Annotated in this window: 18 protein-coding genes; 10 read left to right on the top strand and 8 right to left on the bottom strand. The window is 35.3% G+C overall.

Features of this window, described 5'->3' with window-relative positions:
* The first annotated feature begins 38 nt into the window (after window positions 1-38).
* The 4 genes from BST92_RS09080 (at window position 39) to BST92_RS09065 (ending at window position 2,832) form a co-directional block, all read left to right on the top strand.
* Window positions 39-482: a hypothetical protein gene (locus BST92_RS09080; RefSeq protein ID WP_146105136.1), complete on the top strand. Its 444-nt coding sequence runs from the start codon at window positions 39-41 to the stop codon at window positions 480-482.
* On the top strand, window positions 483-1,724 hold the full coding sequence (gene pepT, locus BST92_RS09075) for a peptidase T (protein WP_105071162.1): 1,242 nt from the start codon (window positions 483-485) through the stop codon (window positions 1,722-1,724).
* Between the two features lie 72 nt (window positions 1,725-1,796).
* On the top strand, window positions 1,797-2,396 hold the full coding sequence (locus BST92_RS09070) for a DUF481 domain-containing protein (RefSeq protein ID WP_146105135.1): 600 nt from the start codon (window positions 1,797-1,799) through the stop codon (window positions 2,394-2,396).
* Window positions 2,397-2,469: 73 nt separating this feature from the next.
* On the top strand, window positions 2,470-2,832 hold the full coding sequence (locus tag BST92_RS09065) for a DUF1801 domain-containing protein (protein WP_105071160.1): 363 nt from the start codon (window positions 2,470-2,472) through the stop codon (window positions 2,830-2,832).
* Between the two features lie 43 nt (window positions 2,833-2,875).
* Here BST92_RS09065 and BST92_RS09060 read toward each other — a convergent pair whose 3' ends face one another.
* The 4 genes from BST92_RS09060 to BST92_RS09045 form a co-directional block, all read right to left on the bottom strand.
* On the bottom strand, window positions 2,876-5,278 hold the full coding sequence (locus BST92_RS09060; protein ID WP_105071159.1) for a glycoside hydrolase family 31 protein: 2,403 nt from the start codon (window positions 5,276-5,278) through the stop codon (window positions 2,876-2,878).
* A gap of 126 nt (window positions 5,279-5,404) precedes the next feature.
* Window positions 5,405-7,306, bottom strand: a complete 1,902-nt coding sequence (glgB, locus tag BST92_RS09055) for a 1,4-alpha-glucan branching protein GlgB (protein ID WP_105071158.1) — start codon at window positions 7,304-7,306, stop codon at window positions 5,405-5,407.
* Window positions 7,307-7,309: 3 nt separating this feature from the next.
* Window positions 7,310-8,572 (bottom strand): glucose-1-phosphate adenylyltransferase, encoded by a 1,263-nt coding sequence (locus BST92_RS09050; protein ID WP_105071157.1) that lies wholly within the window; start codon window positions 8,570-8,572, stop codon window positions 7,310-7,312.
* A 5-nt stretch (window positions 8,573-8,577) separates the two neighbouring features.
* The gene (locus BST92_RS09045) at window positions 8,578-9,984 is read right to left on the bottom strand and encodes a glycogen synthase (protein ID WP_105071156.1); all 1,407 of its coding nucleotides are present in this window, start codon (window positions 9,982-9,984) and stop codon (window positions 8,578-8,580) included.
* 186 nt (window positions 9,985-10,170) lie between these two features.
* Between BST92_RS09045 and BST92_RS09040 the strand changes: the two genes are divergently transcribed.
* A complete protein-coding gene (locus tag BST92_RS09040; protein WP_105071155.1) occupies window positions 10,171-10,662 on the top strand; it encodes an SRPBCC family protein in 492 nt (163 codons plus the stop codon).
* A gap of 99 nt (window positions 10,663-10,761) precedes the next feature.
* On the opposite strand, the gene yajC is transcribed toward BST92_RS09040, so the two are convergent.
* The 4 genes from yajC to BST92_RS09020 all read right to left on the bottom strand — a co-directional run bounded on the left by yajC (window position 10,762) and on the right by BST92_RS09020 (window position 13,731).
* On the bottom strand, window positions 10,762-11,058 hold the full coding sequence (gene yajC / locus BST92_RS09035; RefSeq protein WP_105071154.1) for a preprotein translocase subunit YajC: 297 nt from the start codon (window positions 11,056-11,058) through the stop codon (window positions 10,762-10,764).
* 3 nt (window positions 11,059-11,061) lie between these two features.
* Window positions 11,062-11,532 (bottom strand): DUF1573 domain-containing protein, encoded by a 471-nt coding sequence (locus BST92_RS09030; protein WP_040003802.1) that lies wholly within the window; start codon window positions 11,530-11,532, stop codon window positions 11,062-11,064.
* Window positions 11,533-11,586: 54 nt separating this feature from the next.
* Complete coding sequence (locus BST92_RS09025; RefSeq protein ID WP_105071153.1) at window positions 11,587-12,525, bottom strand: transcription antitermination protein NusB; 939 nt, start codon at window positions 12,523-12,525, stop codon at window positions 11,587-11,589.
* Between the two features lie 105 nt (window positions 12,526-12,630).
* Window positions 12,631-13,731 (bottom strand): Glu/Leu/Phe/Val family dehydrogenase, encoded by a 1,101-nt coding sequence (locus tag BST92_RS09020; protein ID WP_105071152.1) that lies wholly within the window; start codon window positions 13,729-13,731, stop codon window positions 12,631-12,633.
* Between the two features lie 140 nt (window positions 13,732-13,871).
* Between BST92_RS09020 and BST92_RS09015 the strand changes: the two genes are divergently transcribed.
* From BST92_RS09015 to BST92_RS08995, 5 genes are all read left to right on the top strand, one after another.
* Window positions 13,872-15,626 carry an ABC transporter ATP-binding protein gene (locus BST92_RS09015; protein ID WP_105071151.1) on the top strand — a complete coding sequence of 585 codons (1,755 nt, stop codon included), beginning with the start codon at window positions 13,872-13,874 and terminating at the stop codon, window positions 15,624-15,626.
* A gap of 167 nt (window positions 15,627-15,793) precedes the next feature.
* Window positions 15,794-16,177 carry a PUR family DNA/RNA-binding protein gene (locus BST92_RS09010; protein WP_105071150.1) on the top strand — a complete coding sequence of 128 codons (384 nt, stop codon included), beginning with the start codon at window positions 15,794-15,796 and terminating at the stop codon, window positions 16,175-16,177.
* A gap of 73 nt (window positions 16,178-16,250) precedes the next feature.
* Entirely contained in the window at window positions 16,251-18,761 is a 2,511-nt protein-coding gene (locus BST92_RS09005) for a M14 family metallopeptidase (RefSeq protein ID WP_105071149.1), read from the top strand.
* A gap of 234 nt (window positions 18,762-18,995) precedes the next feature.
* Window positions 18,996-21,467 carry a DUF5686 and carboxypeptidase regulatory-like domain-containing protein gene (locus tag BST92_RS09000; protein ID WP_105071148.1) on the top strand — a complete coding sequence of 824 codons (2,472 nt, stop codon included), beginning with the start codon at window positions 18,996-18,998 and terminating at the stop codon, window positions 21,465-21,467.
* Between the two features lie 251 nt (window positions 21,468-21,718).
* Entirely contained in the window at window positions 21,719-22,996 is a 1,278-nt protein-coding gene (locus tag BST92_RS08995) for a paraquat-inducible protein A (protein ID WP_105071147.1), read from the top strand.
* The last annotated feature ends 241 nt before the right edge of the window (window positions 22,997-23,237 follow it).

Below are 23,237 nucleotides of genomic sequence, written 5' to 3'. Positions count from 1 at the left end.
CTTTCGCGAAAGCGGAACACAATTGCTATCTTTAACCTATGAAAAGGAATGTTTTATATATCAGTATATTGTATTTGATAAGTTGGAACGCTAACTCACAAATAGACAACGACAGCAACCTAGAACAATTCAATTTATATGTATTGCCACAAGCACAAATTGAGGTAAAACTAAGTTTTGACAGTAGAATATTGCGCAACGATCCTAGAGCTTTCTCTGTAACACCAGGACGTGAAGGAATAGACATGATGGCTATTTATAGAGAAAAACAAGATCTAGAAGAGAAAGAATACACACCCTATGTAGTTGCTCATTTTGAACGTAAAAGACAGCAACAACAGGAACAACAACAAAGTACTTTATCTAGACCATCGAGTCTTACCATTCAAAATCCGTACTACAGTAATTCAAACTACACGCTTCAACAACTGCGACGACAGAGTTACTTTAATCAATTATACAGACCTATTTACAGATATTAAATGATCAATAAACAAGAAATTACAGACAGATTTATCAGCTACATCACTATCGATACAGAATCTGACCCTAATAGCGAGACAACACCTAGTACTGAAAAGCAATGGGATCTAGCACGTAAGCTTCATCAAGAATTAATTGACATGGGAATGAGTGATGTAACTATTGATGAAAATGCTTATGTTATGGCCACACTTCCATCTAATGTTGACCATGATGTTCCGGTTATAGGTTTTATTTCACATTTTGATAGCACACCAGATTTTACAGGAAAAGATATCAAACCTCAAATCATACACGATTATGATGGTGGTGATATACCACTTAAAGGCAGCGACCTAGTTTTAACACCAGACTATTTTGAATCTTTAAATCAATATAAGGGACAAACAATCATTACCACAGACGGTACAACCCTACTCGCTGCAGATGATAAGGCCGGTATTACAGAAATAATGACTGCCATGAAGGTCATGATAGATAACCCATCTATAAAACATGGTACTATTAAAATAGGTTTTACACCTGATGAAGAAATAGGTCGTGGCGCACATAAATTTGATGTAAAAAAATTTGGAGCAGATTGGGCTTATACAATGGATGGAAGTCAGATAGGTGAATTAGAGTATGAGAACTTTAATGCTGCTGGTGCTGTAGTCACATTTCATGGTAAGATTGTACATCCAGGATATGCTAAAGGAAAGATGATTAACTCTATGTATATCGCGCAAGAGTTTATAGAATCTCTTCCTAGAATGGAAACACCAGAACATACTGAAGATTACCAAGGGTTTTTCCATTTGCACAATATGAAAGGTGCGGTTGAAAAAACAGAACTACAATATATTATCAGAGATCATGATCGCGGCCATTTTGAAGCTCGTAAAGAGGTGATGAATAAATTAGTTGCAGATTTAAATGCCCAATACGATCGTGAGGCCGTAACCATTGAAATTAAAGATCAGTATTTCAATATGCGTGAGAAAGTTGAGCCAGTAATGCATATTGTGGATCTAGCCGAACAAGCTATGCGCGAATTAGGCATAGAACCTTTAATAAAACCTATACGTGGTGGAACAGACGGCTCTCAATTGAGTTATATGGGTTTACCATGTCCTAACATATTTGCAGGTGGTCATAATTTTCATGGCCCTTATGAGTATGTGCCTGTTGAAAGTATGATGAAGGCTACAGAAGTTATAGTAAAAATAGCAGAGTTAGTCGCTATGGACGCTAACGGTTAAACGATTAACTTTAAATTAGATATCGACGCAACGTTATCTCAATAATTACATCTAGTGACTACAAACTAAACTATGAAAATAATAATTTTAACAGCGATTGCACTTTGTACATTGAGCATTGCTATGGGGCAACAAGAAGAGCTGACAGATTCACAAGAACGAATGGAAAATTTCAATTCTGTTAAAAAACATGAAGTCAGTCTAGATGTCGTCGCAGCCATAGGTGGACTAGGTATTAATCCTAGATATGAATACGTATTAGGACGATATTCTGGTGTAGGTGTCGATCTTAATATCGGGATTTTTGATAACGATGATAATTTTGAATACATAGAAACATTTAGTTTATCGCCATATTACAGGCAATACTTCTTTTCAAAAGAAGATTATGGTGCTAAAGGCTTCTATGGCGAAGGATTTGTAAAAGTTTTCACTTTTGACGATGGGTACTATGAAAATGATTTTTTTGGCTCTGGAAGCTATAGGACTGAGTCTTATACAGAGGCTGCTATTGGTGTTGGTATAGGATGGAAATGGGTGAGCGACAGTGGCTTTTTAATTGACATAGGTTTTGGAGTTGGTCGTAATTTAGGCATTGCTAGTGATCCACAAGATTATGAATTACCTTCTGTCACTGGTCGTGGTGGAGTCAATTTTGGATGGAGATTCTAAATGAATAGTATTAAATTTAAAAAAGGAGCTTAACGGCTCTTTTTTTTATATTATCATTATAATTTCATTTTATATGGCAAATCCAAAGGCTGGAAATACACAAGAGTATATCTCCTTTTTTCCTAAATGGAAAAATCATTTTGAAGCTATTCACAAAATTCTACAAACAACAGAACTCGAAGAATCTATAAAATGGGGCGCACCATGCTATACCTTAAAAGGCAAAAACTTAATAGGTATGGTAGGCTTTAAGAATCATTGTGCTGTGTGGTTTCATAAAGGAGCTCTTTTAAAAGACGATAAAAACGTACTTATAAATGCACAACCTGGCAAAACGCAAATGTTAAGACAAATACGTTATAAAGAGAACGAGGCAGTTGACACACAATTACTTGAGAATTATATTTCTGAAACTATAGAAAATGAAAAAGGTTAAGCATATAAATGCTTAACCTTTCACTTTTTATCAAGTAGTCTACCTACTTCCCTACAATATGTAATTCAACAAAGTTTTTATTTACATACATCGTTTGTGTATTAAGGTCGTAGTTAAGATCTTCCATACTTATTTTTAAATTATCAACTTCTACATAATCAATTTCAAATGGAAGACCTATAAAGTTGAGACGTAACGTCTCATATTCTGTAGTGTATTTACCATCCTTGTATTGAGATATAATTATTTCATTTTCTGTACCATTAAATGATAAGTTGCGTAGACTAAAACGTCCTTTTTTATAGTCATAACCATCACTAGCGTCCTCATAAACAACAGATTTATCTTTCCCTATCGCACAATAAACATCTAGTGTAAGAAATTCTATTACTTTTTCACCTACATATTGCATCACTGGATACCTAGGAATAATCGAACCAGCTTTAACAAACAATGGGATTTCATCAATATCTGCATCTACCCATGCTTCCTTTCCACCTATTATCGTTTCTCTAGTCCAGAAGTTATACCATTCTCCACGTGGAATGTACATTCGACGACCTTTAGCATTAGGTTCAAGGACTGGACAAACTAAGAATTTATCACCATACATAAACTCATCATTACGATAATGTGTTTGCGCGTCTTCTTGATCATATACAACTAGAGACTTTAACATAGGTGTTCCTTCCTCAACATACTGCCAGAAAGTAGTGTATAGATATGGCAATAACTTATAACGTAACTCAACAAACTTACGTGTGATGTTTGTAACATTTTCATCAAATGTCCACGGCTCTTGATCACCATGATCACCGCTAGAATGCACTCGACAAAAAGGATGAAAAACACCTAAGGCTATCCATCTGGCAAATAGCTCGCCCGTAGGCTGCTCAGCAAAGCCACCAATATCTGATCCGGCAAATGACATTCCTGAAAGTGACATACGTTGTGCTTGAATATTTGCAATACTTAGATGTTCCCAAGTAGCCACATTATCTCCAAACCAGCTACTAGTATAACGTTGCGTACCTGAATATGCAGACCTAGTAATTACAAATGGTCTCTTAGGGTAAATAAATTTCTTCACACCTTCATAAGTGGCACGTGCCATTTGCATTCCATAAATATTATGCGCTTTTCTATGAGAACATGGGTGGCCATCAAAATCGTGTCGCACATCATCAGGGAACGTCTTATTAGGAACTTCCATAACTGCTGGTTCATTCATATCATTCCAGACACCAGCAAGCCCATTATCTGCAATTAAACCTTTAAATAAATCTGCCCACCAAGTTCGTACTTTTGGATTAGTATAATCTGGAAAATAACATTGCCCTGGCCATACTTTTCCCTTCATATATGGACCATCTGCACGTTTACAAAAATAATCTTTTTCCATCGCTTCTTGATACACACTATATTCAGGATCTACTTTAATACCAGGATCTATAATTGCAATCGTTTTAAAGCCATCTTCTCGCAAATCACTTATCATTTGAGTAGGATTAGGGAATTTTTCCTCATCCCATGTAAAGCAACGGAAACCATCCATATAATCAATATCTAAGTAAATCGCGTCACACGGAATTTGTAATTCACGAAATTTTGCAGCCACTTCTCTTACATTGCTCTCTGGATAATAACTCCATTTACATTGATGATAACCTAGAGCCCATAAAGGAGGCAACTCTGGTTTACCAGTTAATTCTGTATAACCACTTACCACACTATTAACATCTGGTCCATAAATAAAATAATAATCCATCACTCCACCTTGGGCCCAGAAACTTGTAACATGATGGCGTTCTTGAGCAAAATCAAAAAATGACCTAAAGGTGTTGTCAAAGAAAATACCGTAAGAAATTTTATTTTGTAGCCCTATGTAAAAAGGTACGTTCTTATAAAGTGGATCTGTTTGTTTTCCAAAAGCGTACTGATCGGTTCCCCATAATTCAAATCGTTTAGCACGCATATTATTATCTGCTGGTTTATCACCTAGCCCATAATAGCTCTCACCAGGTTGCGCTTTTTTAGACATTTTTACTATCTCACCACCGTATTGATAACTTTCTTCATAATGAAAACCTAGTTCATCTTCACATACTATTTTACCTTCTAAATCAAAAATACGTGATCGTAAATCAGCCTTTGATATCTTACATATAATTTTAGAAGTTGTTATTTCATAATGGTTTTCCTTTTCAATAACCTCTAATTTATTATAACCGCGATTTCCATCTTCATCAATTGCATAAGAAAAATCTTCCTCCAGTTTTCCTCCAGTACCATATTTGAATCTGATAACGCTGTCGCGAAAAACTTGCAAGCGCAATATCACACCGTTATCAGTGTTAAAGGTTAAAGTGTCGACTACTTGGTCAAACTGGTTTAATTTACCAGGAAAGACATTCCCTTGACTATGTAACTCAGTATTTGTAATCATAAAATGATGATATTCAATATTTTAATGTTATGCCATTTTTATAAGGCCATACCGTTGAAGGTATAAAAAAAGGTTGAAAAGGGAACCTAAAAACAATATTTGTTACGAGAACGTTGTCGATAAACCTTACTCGGCTTTATAAATTACAACTGCTAAAGGTGGCAAATTTAAGGCTGCACTTTGTAATCGCTGTTGCCACTGTTTATTTTGTGAATTAAAACTTTCATTCACTTCAAAGCCAGAGCCACCATAATCAATTTCATCACTATTGAAAAGCAACTTATAAATTCCCTTTGTGGGTAAACCTATTAGATAGTTTACTCGTGGTTCTGGTGTTAAATTACAAATTATGACAACTTGCGAGTTATCGCTACTACGAACATAACTGATTACAGTATTCTCAGCATCCTCATGAGAGATCCATGCAAAACCGTCATCATCAAATTGTTTTTCATGTAATGCTTTTTGTGATCTATATATTTGATTGAGATCTTTTATTAAGTTTTGAATACCTTGATGAGGAGCGAATTCTGTAAGATGCCAATCAAGACTACTTTCAAAATTCCACTCTTCATGTTGTCCAAACTCTGATCCCATCATCAATAGTTTTCCACCTGAATGTGTAAACATATAACTATAGAGCAATCTTAAATTAGCAAATTTTTGCCATTGATCTCCAGGCATTCTCCCAAGAATAGAGCTTTTACCGTATACAACCTCATCGTGCGATAATGGTAGCATAAAATTCTCAGTAAAAGCATAAGTCATGGAAAAAGTTAAATCATTTTGATGATGACGTCTGTGAATGGGGTCTTTTTTAAAGTATTCTAATGTATCATGCATCCAACCCATCATCCATTTCATACCGAATCCTAGTCCACCTATAGAAGTTGGCTTACTCACCATAGGGAAACTAGTGCTTTCTTCGGCAATAGTTTGTGTATCGGGATAGTTGAGATATACCGCTTCGTTCATTTCTTTCAAGAATGTTATGGCTTCTAGATTTTCCCTACCACCGTTTATATTAGGTTCCCACTCGCCTTCTTCACGAGAGTAATCTAAAAACAACATACTCGCTACCGCATCTACTCTTAAACCATCAATATGATACTGATCGAGCCAAAACAGCGCATTAGAAATCAAAAAACTCTTGACCTCATTACGTCCATAATTGAAAATAAGTGATTTCCAGTCTGGATGATAACCACGTTTTCTATCAGGATGTTCATATAAATGCGTCCCGTCAAAATTTCCTAAACCATGCGCATCTTCAGGAAAATGGGATGGTACCCAATCAAGTATGACTCCAATTCCTGCATTATGACAAGCATTAACGAGTTCTTGAAATTCTTCTGGATAACCAAATCTAGATGTAGGTGCAAAGTAACCTGTGATTTGATAACCCCATGAAGGATCATATGGATACTCCATAATGGGCATGAACTCAATGTGAGTAAATTGCATCTTTTTCGCGTAAGCAACTAACTCTAAAGAAAGTTCGTGATAACTTAAACTTCGGTTTTCTTCTATCTTCCGTTTCCAACTACCCAAATGAACTTCATACACAGAGTATGGAGCATCAAGTGCATTATTTTTTTCTCGGTTTTGCATCCAGTCGTTATCGTTCCATGTAGGCTTGTATTCATAAACAATACTTGCAGTTTTAGGTGGATGCTCACAACGTCTCGCATATGGATCAGCTTTTTCTGTGACTATTCCACGATTAGTGGAATGGATTTTATATTTATAGGTCATGCCATGTAAAACGCCAGGAATAAATCCTTCCCAGATACCGCTGCTATCCCAGCGCACATTGAGCTGATGTTGTTCTCCATCCCAGAAATTAAATTCGCCGATCACCGCAACAGATTGTGCACTAGGCGCCCATACAGCAAAATAAGTTCCACGAACTCCATTTACCTCTATAACATGCGAACCCATTTTTTCATACAAACGATAATGCTTTCCACTCTTAAAAAGGTTGATATCAAAATCTGTAAATAAGCTATGTATCTGAACCTTACTCATCAGTTAAAGTGAGAATCCTTTAGGAATTACTGCGTGTTTTTTAATAACAACGATACCATCTTTAACGACATATTGATCCGTTTCTTGATTTTCTAAATGTGGTCCACCATTGATTCTTACATCATCTCCGATGCGTACATTTTTATCTAAAATGGTGTTTTTTATAAAACAACGATCACCTATACCGGCTAGAATTTCTATTTTAGAATTAGCTATCTGATTCAAAGATTCATAGTCATCATTACCCATCATATAAGTATTGATAACTGTTGTTTCTTTACCTATTCTTGATCTTATTCCTATTACTGATCGTTGGATTTTTGCAGCATGGATGATACAACCTTCTGCAATAACCGCTTTATCTAAATGCGTTCCAGAGATTTTAGACGTAGGTAATAGACGTGCGTTAGTATATACACGCTGTTTGTAATCATATAAATTAAATTCTGGTATATCATCTGTAAGTCCTAAATTAGCCTCAAAGAAGGAGTCTATGTTACCTATATCTGTCCAATAGCCTTCAAACTGATAACTCAAAGTTTTATACTTATCTATAGATTGTGGTATAATTTCTTTACCAAAATCTATAGTACTCTCATCTCCCATTAATTCAACCAATAAGTCTCTATTAAAAATATAGATTCCCATACTGGCTAGATGATTCTTGTTTTGGTTTTTCATCTCTTCGCTTACAGGACTTGTCCAATCTGGAAGAAGACTAGCATCTGGTTTTTCTATAAATGAAGTAATGATATTTTTATCATCAGTCTTTAAAATACCAAATGACGTTGCGTCCTTTTCTGTAACGGGTATAGTCGCTATGGAGATTTTTGCATTGGTATCTATATGTGCCTGAAGCATTTCATTAAAATCTATTTGATACAATTGATCACCCGACAGGATTAAAACATATTCAAAATCATGCCTGAGTGCATGATGCATACTTTGTCTTACTGCGTCTGCGGTACCTTGAAACCAGCCCTTATTATCTGGAGTTTGCTCTGCAGCAAGGACATCAACAAATGCAGAACTAAAAAAACTAAAGTGATACGTATTTTTTATATGCCTGTTAAGAGATGCACTATTAAATTGCGTCAGTACAAACATCCTCTTTAAACCAGAATTAATACAGTTAGAGATAGGAATATCTACAAGACGATATTTACCTGCAATAGGTACCGCAGGTTTTGAACGACTTTCTGTTAATGGATATAATCGAGATCCTTGTCCACCACCTAGAATTATACTTAAAACTTTATCATTCATTCTTTTCAGTTTTTAAGAGTATTATATAAACTAATGTATTGTTGTGCCGAGTTATCCCAAGAGTGATCGATTTTCATAATACGTGTTCTTATTTTTTTAAACTTTAGCGTGTTGTCATAAAAAGCGGCTGCTCGCTGCATCGCATTTTTAATCTGGCCTACACTAGTATCCTCATGTACAAATCCATAACCATCATTATCGACATCAACGATTGTATCCTTTAAACCACCTATACTGCGCACTATAGGAATAGTACCGTAAGTTAAGGAATACATTTGATTTAAACCACAAGGTTCTACTCGCGATGGCATTAAAAGAAAATCTGCACCAGCATATATTAAGTGTGACAGTTCTTCATCGTAACCTATGTAGGCATTGAAATGTCCCTTAAACTTCTCTCTTAGTGCAATAAGTTTGTTTTCAGTATCTGAGTCTCCAGATCCCAATAACAAAATAGACACATCATTTTCCTGAAGAATCTCTTTAAATACCTGAGGAAATAAATCAGATCCTTTTTCATAAACCAGTCTACCGATAAAAACAAATAATGGTTTATTGAAATCTAATCCGTAAGTATCACACAACCATTTTTTATTTACTTTTTTACCACTAATGTGTGAGCTACTAGAGTACTGTTTTTTTATAAAAGCATCGGTTGTAGGGTTCCAAACTGTAGTATCAATTCCATTAAGTATCCCTAAACATTTTGCACTCTCGTGACTCAATAAAGCTTCTAGACCATTAGCTTTTTGCTGTAATTCCACCATATAACTAGGTGATACTGTATTAACTTTCCACGCGCACTTAATAGCTGTTGCGAGAGGATTTATTGAACCATCCCAATCTAACAACCCTACATGTTGTTTATCAAAATCAGGAATCATCGCTATGCGATCATGTGAAAACCATCCTTGATATTGCGCATTATGAATGGTTAACACACTAGGTATATTTTTTAAATTTTCAAATCTATAGCAATATTGCATCATAAAAGGCACTAAACCAGTATGATGATCATGACAATGTATAACATCTGGTTTATGTTGATGAGTCTGTATCCATTGCAATACTGCAATTTGAAAAGCTGTAAAACGTTGAGCATCGTCATGAGAATACACGTAATCTTTATACAGTAATTGTGGAATATCAACCAGAAACAACTCAAAATCTTTTGATAGATCAGCTAACTTCAAGATTTTAAAATGAAAATTATCTGCTGCTACAAAAACAGTATCTTCATATATGGTTTCAAACTGATGGTTTTGTGTAAAGCGTACATCGTAAAATGGCATAATGACACTACACTGTTGTCCCGAATTATTTAAATATTTAGGTAATGCACCGACTACATCAGCTAGTCCGCCTACTTTAGCGACTGGATAACACTCTGCACTTATATGTAAGATTCTCATGTATTCAAATTTATAATTGTAGGTAGTACGCTTTCGCGAAAGCGTAATTACCTATCTACAGTTCTATTTAAAAAATCTGCTCGCTCTTATCAAATATAACACATGTACTTATGAGTTAAATTTATAGACTATTAAGGTCAAGTCATTTTTAAATAATTGAAAGTTATCTTTGTGTAAATTGATGACATGCCTGATTTACATCTAGAAACCATTATTAAAGCTCCTCTTGAAATAGTTTTTGACCTATCAAGAAGCATTGATTTACATATCCTTTCTCTAGAACATACTCGAGAACGAGCAGTTGCTGGCAGGCTAACTGGCCTAGTAGAAAAAGGTGAAACCGTCACCTGGAGCGCAAAACACTTAGGAGTAACTCAAAAACTTACTAGCTTGATTACAGATGTAGAACCTTATCACTTTTTTGCAGACGAAATGGTAAGTGGAGCCTTTAAAGAATTTAGACACGAGCATCATTTTGAGAAGTTAGAAAATGGCGACACCTTTATGAAAGATCTATTTTCTTATACATCACCACTAGGGTTTTTAGGCATTATCGCAGATAAGCTTTTCTTAGAAAACTACATGACTAAATTATTAGAGCAACGCAACCTAACACTTAAACAAGTTGCCGAGAATGGCCAATGGAAAGAGTTACCTGGTATGGAGTCACACCTATAACTACTTACATCGATTCACTAATATAATTATTCCAAAAGTTTCAAGTATAAAAAAAGCCCTTGATTACTCAAGGGCTTTTCAATTTAGAAGTTATACTTCTTACTTTTCTTTCAGCGGTGCAATAAGCTTTTTAGACAGCTCAGTAGAAATCGCTGATTTCTCAAAGGTTATTTTCCCTGCCCCAGTTTCCACTTGAACAGTACCTTTTTCGGCATTGATTTGGCTTATTTTTCCGTGGATTCCACTAGACATAATTACCTTATCACCTATTTTTAAAGTTTCTGCAAACTCTTTTTCTTCTTTTCTACGTCGGGCCTGAGGTCTTAATATTAGGAAATAAAATATCCCTATCATAAGTACAATAGGACCCCATTGCATGATCAATTCTTGATTCATTAATTATGCGTTAGGAGCAGCGGCCTTAGCCTTAGGTGTTACAAATCCTTTGATACGAATAGATTCAGTACCAGATTCAGTGTTTGCCTTAATAGTTACCGTTTTAGTTTGGTTGTTAGGCTTTCCGTTAGTATTAAATTTAACTAACATAGATCCTTCTTCACCTGGCGCGATAGGCTCTTTAGACCATGTAGGAACTGTACATCCACAGCTACCTTTTGCATTAACAACGATAAGTGGTGCACTACCTGTATTCTTAAATTTATATTCATGCTCTACAACAGTACCTTCATCTACAGTACCAAAATCGTATTCTACCTGCTCAAAAGTCATTACAGGAAAATCACCAGCAACTGACTCACGTTCTGCAGCGGCAGTTAAGTTTGCTTCATCAATCGTTGCAGCAGCTTTCTCATTACAACCTGTAATTGCCATTGTAGCTATAGCAGCTACCATTAAAACCAATTTTTTCATAATATAATTTTTAAATTTTTTTTAGAGTATTGCAAATGTAACTAAAAGAACGATTTACATCAAGCCGCGACCTGATTTATTAAGGATACCTTCAGATTCATATTCCTTAGATAAATTATCAAGGATACCATTGATAAAGAAGCTACTTTTAGGAGTAGAGTAATCCTTAGAAATTTCTAGATACTCATTTAAACTCACTTTAACCGGTATACTATTAAATTTAAGAAATTCACATTGTGCCATCATGATTAAAACGAGATCTATTTGTGCAATACGATCCTGTTCCCAGTTAGGTGTTTTCCCTTCAATACGTTCTAGAAATTCTTCTCTATTAAATAGTGTCTTTCTAAAAAGATCCATTGTGAACTTTACGTCATCCTCATCTTTAATAAGCTCTGGTAATTTAATTTCTTTACCAGGCTTTATCTTGCGCAAAAACATAATCATCGCAGAGTTGACTAAAGGATAATCATCTGTCCATGTGATATTTTCATCTTCTAGAAAATCTAGAATCTCATCATTAGGCGCAATGATATCAGTGTATATTTGAGTAAGAAACTTAAGATCTGCCTTTAAAGATTGATCTGGTTCACTCATATAGATGACATAAGTTTTACTAGTAGTTATCTGGTTATATAAATTTTCTACATACTTAACATTGAGATGCCATGGTTTAAGATCACGCTGTTTAAGAGCGTCAACAAGCACCTGACTTTCTCTCAGTTTTATAAGTATTTTATTATCTATAAAATTACGTGCAGGATTAAGATCTGAGTCTGTCGCTAGATGACGTTGCTGCCCTTTTATAACTTTATCTTCTGCTAGTTTGTGAATTTCTACAAGTAATTGAGTCATGTACAAAAACAAGGAATAGGTTTTTGACATGCTTTGATTTAAGAATGTTTCAAATTCTTTAATCTCGGCATTTTCTTGCTTTTGAAAAGCAAAAATAGCTTGCATCACTTTGATACGTAGTTGTCGACGGGTAAGCATAAGAACGTTTTTTAAGTATACGCTTTCGCGAAAGCGTTATTAAATATTAATAGAGGTCTATAAGACCATATAATGAAAGGACAAAGTTACTACTTTAAGTGCAACTTATCCACGATTTTCCTGACGACGTGCATCAATGCGAGCTTGAGCAATTTGCAATGCTGCCGTGTGAGTTGTCACACCATTTTCTTGCGCTTTGTTCAAAATCTCAATGGTTGTTGTGTAAATGTTTTCTGTTTTACGCATGATTTCAGAACGGTCATACCCTTCTAACTCTGCATAAACATTAATAATCCCACCTGCGTTAATTAAGAAATCTGGTGCATAAACGATGCCGCGTTGTTGCAGTAACATACCATGCTTACCTTCATCAGCTAATTGATTATTTGCTGCTCCAGCAACAATGTCTGCCTGAAGTTTTTGTATGGTATTATCATTCACTGTTGCACCTAATGCACATGGCGCATAGATATCCATTTTTTCGGCATGTAGATCAGCACCTGTATAGATTTTGGCACCATATTTTGCACTTACTTCTTCTAATCGATCTTGATTAATGTCTGCGATATGAACTTGTGCACCTTCTTGTGTTAAGTACTCTACTAGTGTTTCTCCTACATTCCCTATTCCTTCTACATAAACCACTTTATCTTCTAGAACATCGCTTCCGTATTTATATTTTGCGGCTGCTTTCATTCCCATAAACACACCATATGCAGTTATAGGTGATGGGTTACCTGCCCCACCTTTTTCTTGAGATATACCAGTTACATAAGGTGTTACCTCACGTACTGTATCCATATCACCTGTGGTCATTCCTACATCTTCTGCAGTGATATATTTACCACTTAAAGAGTGAACAAATTCTCCAAAACGACGCATCATTTCTGGAGTTTTTTGTGTCTTGGCATCGCCTATAATCACAGCTTTTCCTCCACCTAGGTTCAATCCGGTAATGGCGCTTTTAAAGGTCATTCCACGAGAAAGACGTAGAGCATCATTTAATGCAGCCCATTCATTATCATATTGCCACATACGTGTACCACCTAGTGCTGGACCGAGAACGGTATTATGAATCCCTATGATGGCTTTTAAACCTGTATCTTTGTCATTACAGAAAACGACTTGTTCGTGATCGTCAAAAGACAGCTGTCCGAAAACAGGATCTTGGTTAATAATCTTTTCCAATGTAGTATGTTGAGACATGAGTGTTTTTTTAATGGCTATTTTATATACGCTTAAAAAGCGTGCAAAAATAACTTCATTTTAGCAACTTAACAATAACACTGACCTAAATTCGCATTTAGAATGTAGAAAGTAAATTCTTTGAAGGATTTTTACCTATTATGAAGGAACTTAAAAAGCTCAATAAACTCTTTGTAAAGTACAAGTGGCAATTACTAGGTGGTTTTCTGGTTACCATAATTGCACGAGTACTTTCCATTTTCTTACCTAAGTATATAGGTAAGATCATTAACCTGCTTAACGATTGGGGTAATGGTAAGATTACAGATGAATCATTTCTCAATGACCAGTTATTACTTTACATAGGTATTATTTTAGGAACCACCTTACTGTCTGCTGGACTTACTTTTGTTATGCGACAGTTAATAATTGTGGTATCAAGACATCTTGAATATGATCTTAAAAACATTATTTATAATCAATATCAAAGATTATCATTAGGTTTTTACAAACAAAATCGTACAGGTGATTTAATGAATCGCATTAGTGAAGATGTATCTAAAGTACGTATGTACATGGGGCCAGCATTAATGTATAGTGTAAATATGATCACACTATTTGCGGTAGTAATACCTGCCATGATTTATACTGCTCCTACCCTAGCGATTTACACCATTATACCACTTCCCTTTTTATCTGTTGCCATATATTTAGTAAGCCGCGAGATACAAAAAAGATCAAAGTTAGTACAGGAGCAACTTTCTAGTTTAAATACGATTGCACAAGAGTCATTTAGCGGTATATCTGTAATAAAGGCATACAATTTATCCCAGCAAATGAATGAGCAATTTACCGTCGTTGCAAATGATAGTAAAGAAAAGAACATAGACCTTGCCCGTATACAAGCCTTATTTTTTCCGCTGATGGTTTTATTAATAGGACTCAGTAACATACTAGTTTTATATATAGGAGGAAAACAAGCTGCAGAAGGTATCATAGAAGTAGGTGTCATTCCTGAATTTTTAATTTATGTCAATATGTTAACCTGGCCTGTAGCCGTTGTAGGATGGGTAACTAATATGGTACAACAAGCAGCCGCATCGCAGAAACGTATAAACGAGTTTCTAGATATCAATCCAGCGATACAAAATTTAGTAGAAACAGATACACCTGTCACTGGAAACATCACTTTCAATAACGTTAACTTTGTATATGAAGACACTAACATACAAGCGCTTAAAGATGTAAGCTTCAGTGTTGAGGCTGGTAAAACACTAGCCATTTTAGGTAAAACCGGTAGTGGTAAATCTACTATACTAGAATTAATAGGCAGATTATATGATGTAACGGATGGCACAATCGTTATAGATAATCATCCTATTAAAGAGCTTAATCTAGATATTTTGCGACAGGCAATAGGTTATGTACCACAAGATGCTTTCTTATTTTCTGATACAATAGGTAATAATATAGCCTTTGGAAAAAAAGATGCTAGTGAAGAAGAAATTATTGAAGCCGCAAAAAATGCTGTCGTACATAAAAACATCATTGATTTTACAAATGACTATGATACCGTATTAGGAGAACGTGGAATTACCTTAAGTGGTGGACAAAAACAACGCGTTTCTATCGCTCGTGCCATTATCAAAAAACCTCAAATTTTATTATTTGACGACTGTTTAAGCGCAGTAGATACTGAAACTGAAGAGAAGATTCTTAACAATCTTAAGAAAGTGACTAAAAACACAACTACCATCATCGTTAGTCACCGAGTAAGTAGTGCAAAAAATGCTGATCAAATTATCGTATTAGATGAAGGACGCGTGGTTGAAAACGGTAACCACGAATCTCTAATTAAAAACAATGGCTACTATGCAGAATTGTATACGAATCAAATGATGGAAGACGATAGATAAATTATTAATGTGCTAATCAATAATTTCACATCTTTATAATTCTACTACTATTATCATCGATTTTAAGTCATAGACTATCAACAATTTAGCACAATAACTCAATAATAGCTTTTCCATTTAACATTTTTTTATATTTTTGGGCTTATTGACAACCTTGAAATAGCATAATGAGCGATAGAGATTACAAAGATCAAGAAGATATTTTTTCAAAAGTAGTACGTGCAGGACGACGCACCTATTTCTTTGACGTGAGGTCAACTAAGGCAGATGATTATTACCTAACCATCACTGAAAGTAAAAAGTTTACTAACGACGACGGAAGTTTTCACTTTAAAAAGCATAAAATATATCTTTATAAAGAAGATTTTGCAGAGTTTGAAAGTACTCTAGCAGAAATGACACAATTCATCATTAAAGAAAAAGGTGACACTGTTATTTCAGAAAGACATCAAGCAGATTATAATCCTGCTGTACACACAACAGACAGTGTAGAAACAGAAACTACTGAGACAGCACAAAGCTTCACAGACGTTAGCTTTGATGACATATAAGTAACATCACAAAGATTTCTTAAAGCCTTTCTAAATGAAAGGCTTTTTTATTTTTAGATTTTAACAACCTACTATGTATAAAGCAATTCTAATGGTGGCTTGTCTCGCTTTCGCGAAAGCGGTAACCGCACAAACTATCACAACACCTACTTTAGGTTACTATTTACCAGACCACCTTACAACTTACAATCCTGAGATTTCTACACCTGAAGAAGTTTTAGGATACGTTCCAGGAGAATGGCATGTAACACATGACAAGCTTATCGAATATATGCGCACGCTGGCGAGAGAATCTGATAGAATAAGTATTGAAAATCGAGGGACTACTTATGAAGGCAGGCCTATCGTTCTGCTTACCATAACATCGGCTAAAAACCATGAGAATCTAGATCAGATTCAAGCAGATCATGTTGCGCTAACTGAAGGCAGTACCGCTTCTACCGCAAATATGCCTATCGTAGTTTATCAAGGTTTTTCTATACATGGTAACGAACCTAGTGGTTCTAATGCGGCACTACTTCTGGCCTATCATCTTGCTGCCGGACAAGGAGCTGAGATGGATGAATTACTGGATAATACCGTTATACTTTTTGACCCTAGTTTTAATCCCGATGGATTGCAGCGATTTGCCGGCTGGGTGAACCAACATAAAAGTATAAATGTAAATCCAGATTCTTATGACCGTGAGTATAGTGAAGCATGGCCTGGTGGAAGAACTAACCACTACTGGTTTGACATGAATCGCGACTGGCTACCTGTTCAATTACCAGAATCTCAAGCGAGAATTGAGACCTTTCATAATTGGATGCCTAATATCTTAACTGATCATCATGAGATGGGCACTAATGCGACTTTCTTTTTCCAGCCAGGAATTCCGTCACGCACGCATCCTTTAACACCTGCAATGAATCAACAGCTAACCCGTAAAATAGGAGATTTTCATGCAGCCGAATTAGATAAAATAGGATCACTATACTATACTGAAGAAAGCTATGACGACTTCTATTACGGGAAAGGATCTACTTTTCCAGATATCAACGGTTCTATAGGAATCCTATTTGAACAAGCCAGCTCTCGTGGTCATGCACAAAATTCAGAAAATGGTGTTTTGACTTTTCCATTTACCATACGCAATCAATTTACCGCAGGAATTAGCACGCTCAAAGCAGCCGCAGGAATGCGTCAAAAGATCCTTGATTACCAAAGACAGTTTTACAAAGACTCAAAAAAGGAAGCTGCAAGTGGCGCTATAATCTTCGGTGATCATACAGATGCTGGTAGAACAGATGCACTAGCTGATATTCTCTTAAGGCATAAAATAGAAGTGCGTTCCCTGAAAAACGATGTCACTAAAAATGGCAAAACCTACAAAAAGGACTATGCCTACATCGTTCCTAAAAATCAAAAGAACTCGCGATTAATCAACGCTATGTTTGAAAAGCGCACCACATTTCAAGACAGTTTGTTTTATGATATAAGTGCCTGGACTTTCCCACTAGCTTTTGACATGGATTATGATGAAAATGCAAGTTTGGCTGATGCCACTGATAAAATTTCTGTCAGAACTGGAATTGGCAAGATCACGGTTTCTGACTATGCGTATTTAATGCCATGGAACGAGTATAAAACACCCATGATTTTAAACATTCTTTTAGAAGAAGGTATCAGAGCCAAAGTCGCAATGGAAAATTTCTCTATTGAAGGCAAAGATTATGATTATGGTACTATTCTTATCCCAGTTCAGAATCAAAAATGGGATTCTGGGGAATTTGCAGACTATTTAGGCGATATATATTTACATCATGGAGTTGAATTTCATGGAGTTCAATCTGGACTCACCACAGGTATCGATTTAGGATCACGTCAATTTAGAGCTTTAACGCACCCTAAAATTGCTTTACTTATAGGTGACGGAATCAATCCTTATGATGCTGGTGAGATCTGGCATTTACTAGACCAGCGTTATAATATGATGGTGACTAAAATTGACATCAACGACATTAATCGTAAAGATTTATCGCGTTACAACACCATTATCGTCTCGGCAACCTATGGTAGCCCAGAAAATGAAGTCGTGGATCAACTTAAAGAATGGACGCGTGCTGGTGGAACTTTAATAGGTTATCGCAGTGCGTTAAGATGGATGAGCAGTTCTAAATTGTTACCGCTTACTTTTAAAAGTATCGATAATCCAGCAAACGACATCACCTTTGAACAACGTTCTGATTTTTATGGAGCACAAAATATAGGTGGCGCCATATTTGAAACTCAACTAGATCGTTCACATCCTATCGCATTTGGATTTAAAGATGATCAATTACCTATGTTTAGAAACACACGACTATTTATTGAACCTCATTCAGACTCTTTTAGAAACCCGATTCGTTATACAGATAACCCTTTAATGAGTGGTTATATCTCAGATCTGAATTTAGAAGCGTTAAAAAACACGGTTCCTTTTCAGCATAATAATTATGGGCGTGGTGATGTCATAGGCTTTACTGACAACACACAGTTTAGAGCATTTTGGTATGGAACAAATAAGCTATTGATGAATGCTATTTTTTTTGCTGAGGAGATGTAAGGGAATTAAAATTATATTTAAAAAAATACCTATACATATATTATGGCACTCAAGATAAGAGTGCCATAAAAGTTTAAAGCCTTTTTTAAAGTAATGCTGATTCAAACTATCCATGAAAGGCTTAGATGAACATTCTTTTTTATAAAATCTCAGACAACCATTTTAAAAAAGTCTCGTCTATATACAAAACGAGCTGTAAATTCGTTTGTAGGTCAACCACCAAATAACTCTTCTATGAAAAATATTCTGTTTGCGATAATGCTATTATGTTTCGCTTTCGCGCAAGCGCAATTATCAGGTACTTTATATGATAATCAAAAAGAACCTATCGCCTTTGCCTCTATTTATGTTGAGGGCACTTACATAGGTACAACGACAAACAATAGTGGGCAATACACGCTTATGTTTCCAGAAAACGGAACCTATAACGTGGTTTTTAAGTCGCTGGGTTATAAAACCCAAATAGTTGAGATAGTCTTTAATGGTACTGCTGTTACCAAAGATGTAACGCTTACCGAAGAGCTCACCACGCTAGATGCTGTGGTAATCACAAATGGCGAGGATCCTGCTTACCGCATCATACGAGAGGCGATCAAAAATAGAGAGGCTAACCGTAAAAAATTCTCGAGCTATACGGCAGATTTTTACTCGCGTGGTTTCTGGTACATGGATGACGTGCCAGAGAAATTCCTAGGTGAGGAGATAGGTGATCTAGATGGATCGCTAGATTCTTTAACGCGTAGCGGTATCGTTTACCTATCTGAAACCGTGAGCGAAATAGCTTATGACGCACCAGACAATTTTAAAGAACGCATCGTGGCCAGTAAAGTCAGTGGCGATGATAATGGTTTTTCTGTTAACAGTGCCGAGAGTGCCAACTTTGACTTCTATAACAATAATATAGATTTAAATAATCGTATCGTATCGCCTATCGCAGACTATGCACTAGGATACTATGAGTATAAATTGCTAGGTACCTTTTATGACGATAATAATTTTTTAATCAATAAAATACAGGTGAGCTCTCGCAGACCTAAGGACAATACCTTTAACGGTACGATTTATATTGTAGAAGATGATTGGACCATTTACGGTGTAGAGCTAACCACTCGTGGCGAGAATATCAATGTGCCTATCATTGAAGAATTGGTCTTTAATCAATCATTTACCTATGAAGAAGCAAGTGGTGACTGGATTAAAAGATCGCAGTCTATCGATTTTCAATTTGCCTTTTTAGGCTTTAAAGGTTATGGTCGCTTTATAGCTAATTATACTAACTATGACTTTAAGCCTCAATTTGATAAAAAATATTTTGGCCCAGAAGTGTTGAGCTTTGCAGATGGTGCCAACAAAAAGGACAGTACCTACTGGAATGCAAAACGTCCTACACCACTTACCGTTGCCGAAACTGATGAATACGTTAAGAAAGATAGCATATCTGCCGTGCGCAACGACCCAAAATATAAAGATAGTGTTGATGCCGTAAATAATAAACTAGACCTGCTAGATATACTGACCGGTTACACTTATCGCAATTCAAATAACCGCAGTTCGATAGGTTATAAAGGTGTCACAGACTTTAAAGGTTTTAATACGGTACAAGGTTATGTACTAGGTACCGGACTATTTTATTCAAAAGGATATGATGAGGATTATAACAAATACCTATATGCCAGTGTAGATGCAGACTACGGATTCTCTGATGATCGCGTGCGTTACAACGCATCCATCTATTATCGATTTAATAGAACAAACAGGCGTAGCCTGCGACTTTCTGGTGGTACCGCTGTACAGCAAATCAATAACAGCAATCCTATATCGACGATGGAAAACACGTTGTCCAGCTTACTGTTTGAACGCAATTTTGCCAAATTCTATGAAGTCGATTATGCCCGAGCTAGCTATAGTGAAGAACTCATCAATGGACTATTTGCAAACGCTTATGTAGGTTATGAAAGACGCCAGCCGTTAACCAACACAACAGACCAGGTTTTCTTCTCACAGTCAGACGTAGACTATACACGCAATAATCCATTACAGCTGGACAACAGTAGACTCGCCTTAATAGATGAGCACGAGATGGTAAAAGTAGGTCTAGGACTGACCATACGTCCAGGACAGAAATTCCAGAGCTATCCAGATCAGAAGTATAACATCAATAACGAAAAATACCCAACCATTACTCTTAACTATGAAGGTGCACTCGCGTCAGACAACAGCAACTATGACTATCACCAGTTTAGAGCAAGCCTTTATCAATCCTTTGACATGGGTAATGTAGGACGCAGTAGTTACTGGGTAAACGGTGGTACTTTTATTAATGGTGATGGTATCTCATTTATAGACTACCAGCACTTTAATGGGAACAGGTTGCGTTATAAGTTACAAGCCTTAAATCCTTATGGTTTTGGTCTATTGAACTACTATGACTACAGTACAAACAGCGATTATGCACAGGTACACTTACAACACGATTTTAAAGGCTTTATACTAGGTAAAATCCCAGGATTAAATAAGCTTAACTATGACCTCATCTTAAGTGGTAAAGCGCTGTTTACAGACCGCAAACCCTATTTTGAGGCCAGTGCCGGAATCGATAATATAGGATTTGGTAAGTTCAGACCTTTCCGTGTGGACTATGTACACAGCATCACCAGCGGTCGCAGTTATGGGGCCTTTGTGGTAGGTATTAACTTTGGCCTATAATACAAAAATACACATACCGCTTGCGCGAAAAGTTAGACGCTAACACCTTGTGGTAATAATTAACTTCTATGTAAAGGACTCATACCTGTGTATGGGTCTTTTTTTTCATCTGTGGTAAAGAGCTTTGTTTTAATCAATAGAGGAATTTTCTGTAATTTTACTTATCAATAATTGAAATTGATTAAATAGACATTACTTGTAAAAGTTCAGGCTTATTCTTCTAAAACCTCTATCCACAAATAACATATAAAATGAAAACTTACTTTAGAACTATATCAGTAATAATTCTTTTTATTGTTATCAGTTTAACCTCCCTAAATATATATCAATTAGAAAAATCTAATCGTATTTTAAAAGCTGACCTTACAGAGTTATCAGATATAAAATATGGCCTTTTTAATGTAGATGTGTGGAAGGAAAAAATCGCCACCATAATTACTAAAAAAATAGATGAACTTGAAATAACAGATAAAAATCGAGAAAAGAATAAGCAAAAAATTATTAAATTTTTAGAGATAGTTATAAAAGATTTTGAACAGAATTTTAAAGAGAAAAACAGAAAAGAATCTTTATTTGGCATTTCTTATAAAAACATTGGTGCTGATACATTTTCAGTTTTCTCCCGTCTCAACGAAGAAATTCCAAGTATCGCAGACAAAGTCTTAAATTTTTTAGAAGAGAAAGAAAATAAGGATAAGATAAAGGCATATATCATCTCAAAACTAGATGAATATACAGATAAAACTTTTCAAAAAGTGGACTATTCCGTTTATGATAGTATTCATATTAAATATAATGCTAAGAATATTTCTGATTGCATTATTATTATTAATAGCAAGAGAGAAGCTATGGAAGCTCGAATAGACCATAACAATTATTTAATTTTATTTCTATTTGTTATTTTATTAGTTATGATTATAAAATTTAAGAATACATCTAAATTTGAAATTATATCTTATTCTACAATTGCTATAGTTCTATTATCACTAGGTATTACCCTACCTATGATTGATATAGATGCGAGAATTGAATTAATGGAATTTGATTTATTAGGTGAAAGTTTATCTTTTAAAAATCAAGTCTTATACTTTAAAAGTAAAAGCATTCTAGAAATGGCAAATTTGATGTTATTTCATAGTGACTTGAAAATATTTTTTGTCGGTTTATTAGTATTAAGCTTTAGTGTTTTATTTCCTTTATGTAAAATCATTTCTACTATACTCGTATTATTTTACAAAAAACTTAAAAACAACTTAATCATTAATTTCTTAGTTTTTAAAAGCGGAAAATGGTCTATGGCTGATGTGATGGTTGTAGCTATTTTCATGTCATATATAGGTTTTACAGGAATAATATCTAGTCAATTATCCCAACTAGAAAAGATATCAACCAAAGTGAGCATACTAACAACTAACGATTCTGATATTCAAAGTGGCTTTTTCTTTTTTACTGGATTTGTAATATTAGGGATCTTTATCTCACAAATGATATCCAAACAACTAGAATTGAAAAACACTAAGTCAGATTAAAATATCTGATTACTAAGTATATAAAGCAATATTTAATTGAATTAACAGAAACATTGATCTTCTATAGAAATGAAAAACATTACTTACCTATTACTCTTATTTATAATAGTTATTGGCTGTAAGAGAAACTTATCTGACACAGCAGAAAAACAAGTTTCTGAATTGATCCGTAAAGCACAAGTCCATAGAATGAATGGTCATTTAAATCAAACACAAGTTAACTACCTAAAGGCGTTAGAAA

Source organism: Nonlabens arenilitoris (assembly GCF_002954765.1).
GTDB classification, from domain to species: Bacteria; Bacteroidota; Bacteroidia; order Flavobacteriales; family Flavobacteriaceae; genus Nonlabens; species Nonlabens arenilitoris.
Note: the sequence above shows the minus strand (reverse complement) of the source record. Positions and strands in the feature narration are given on the sequence as shown.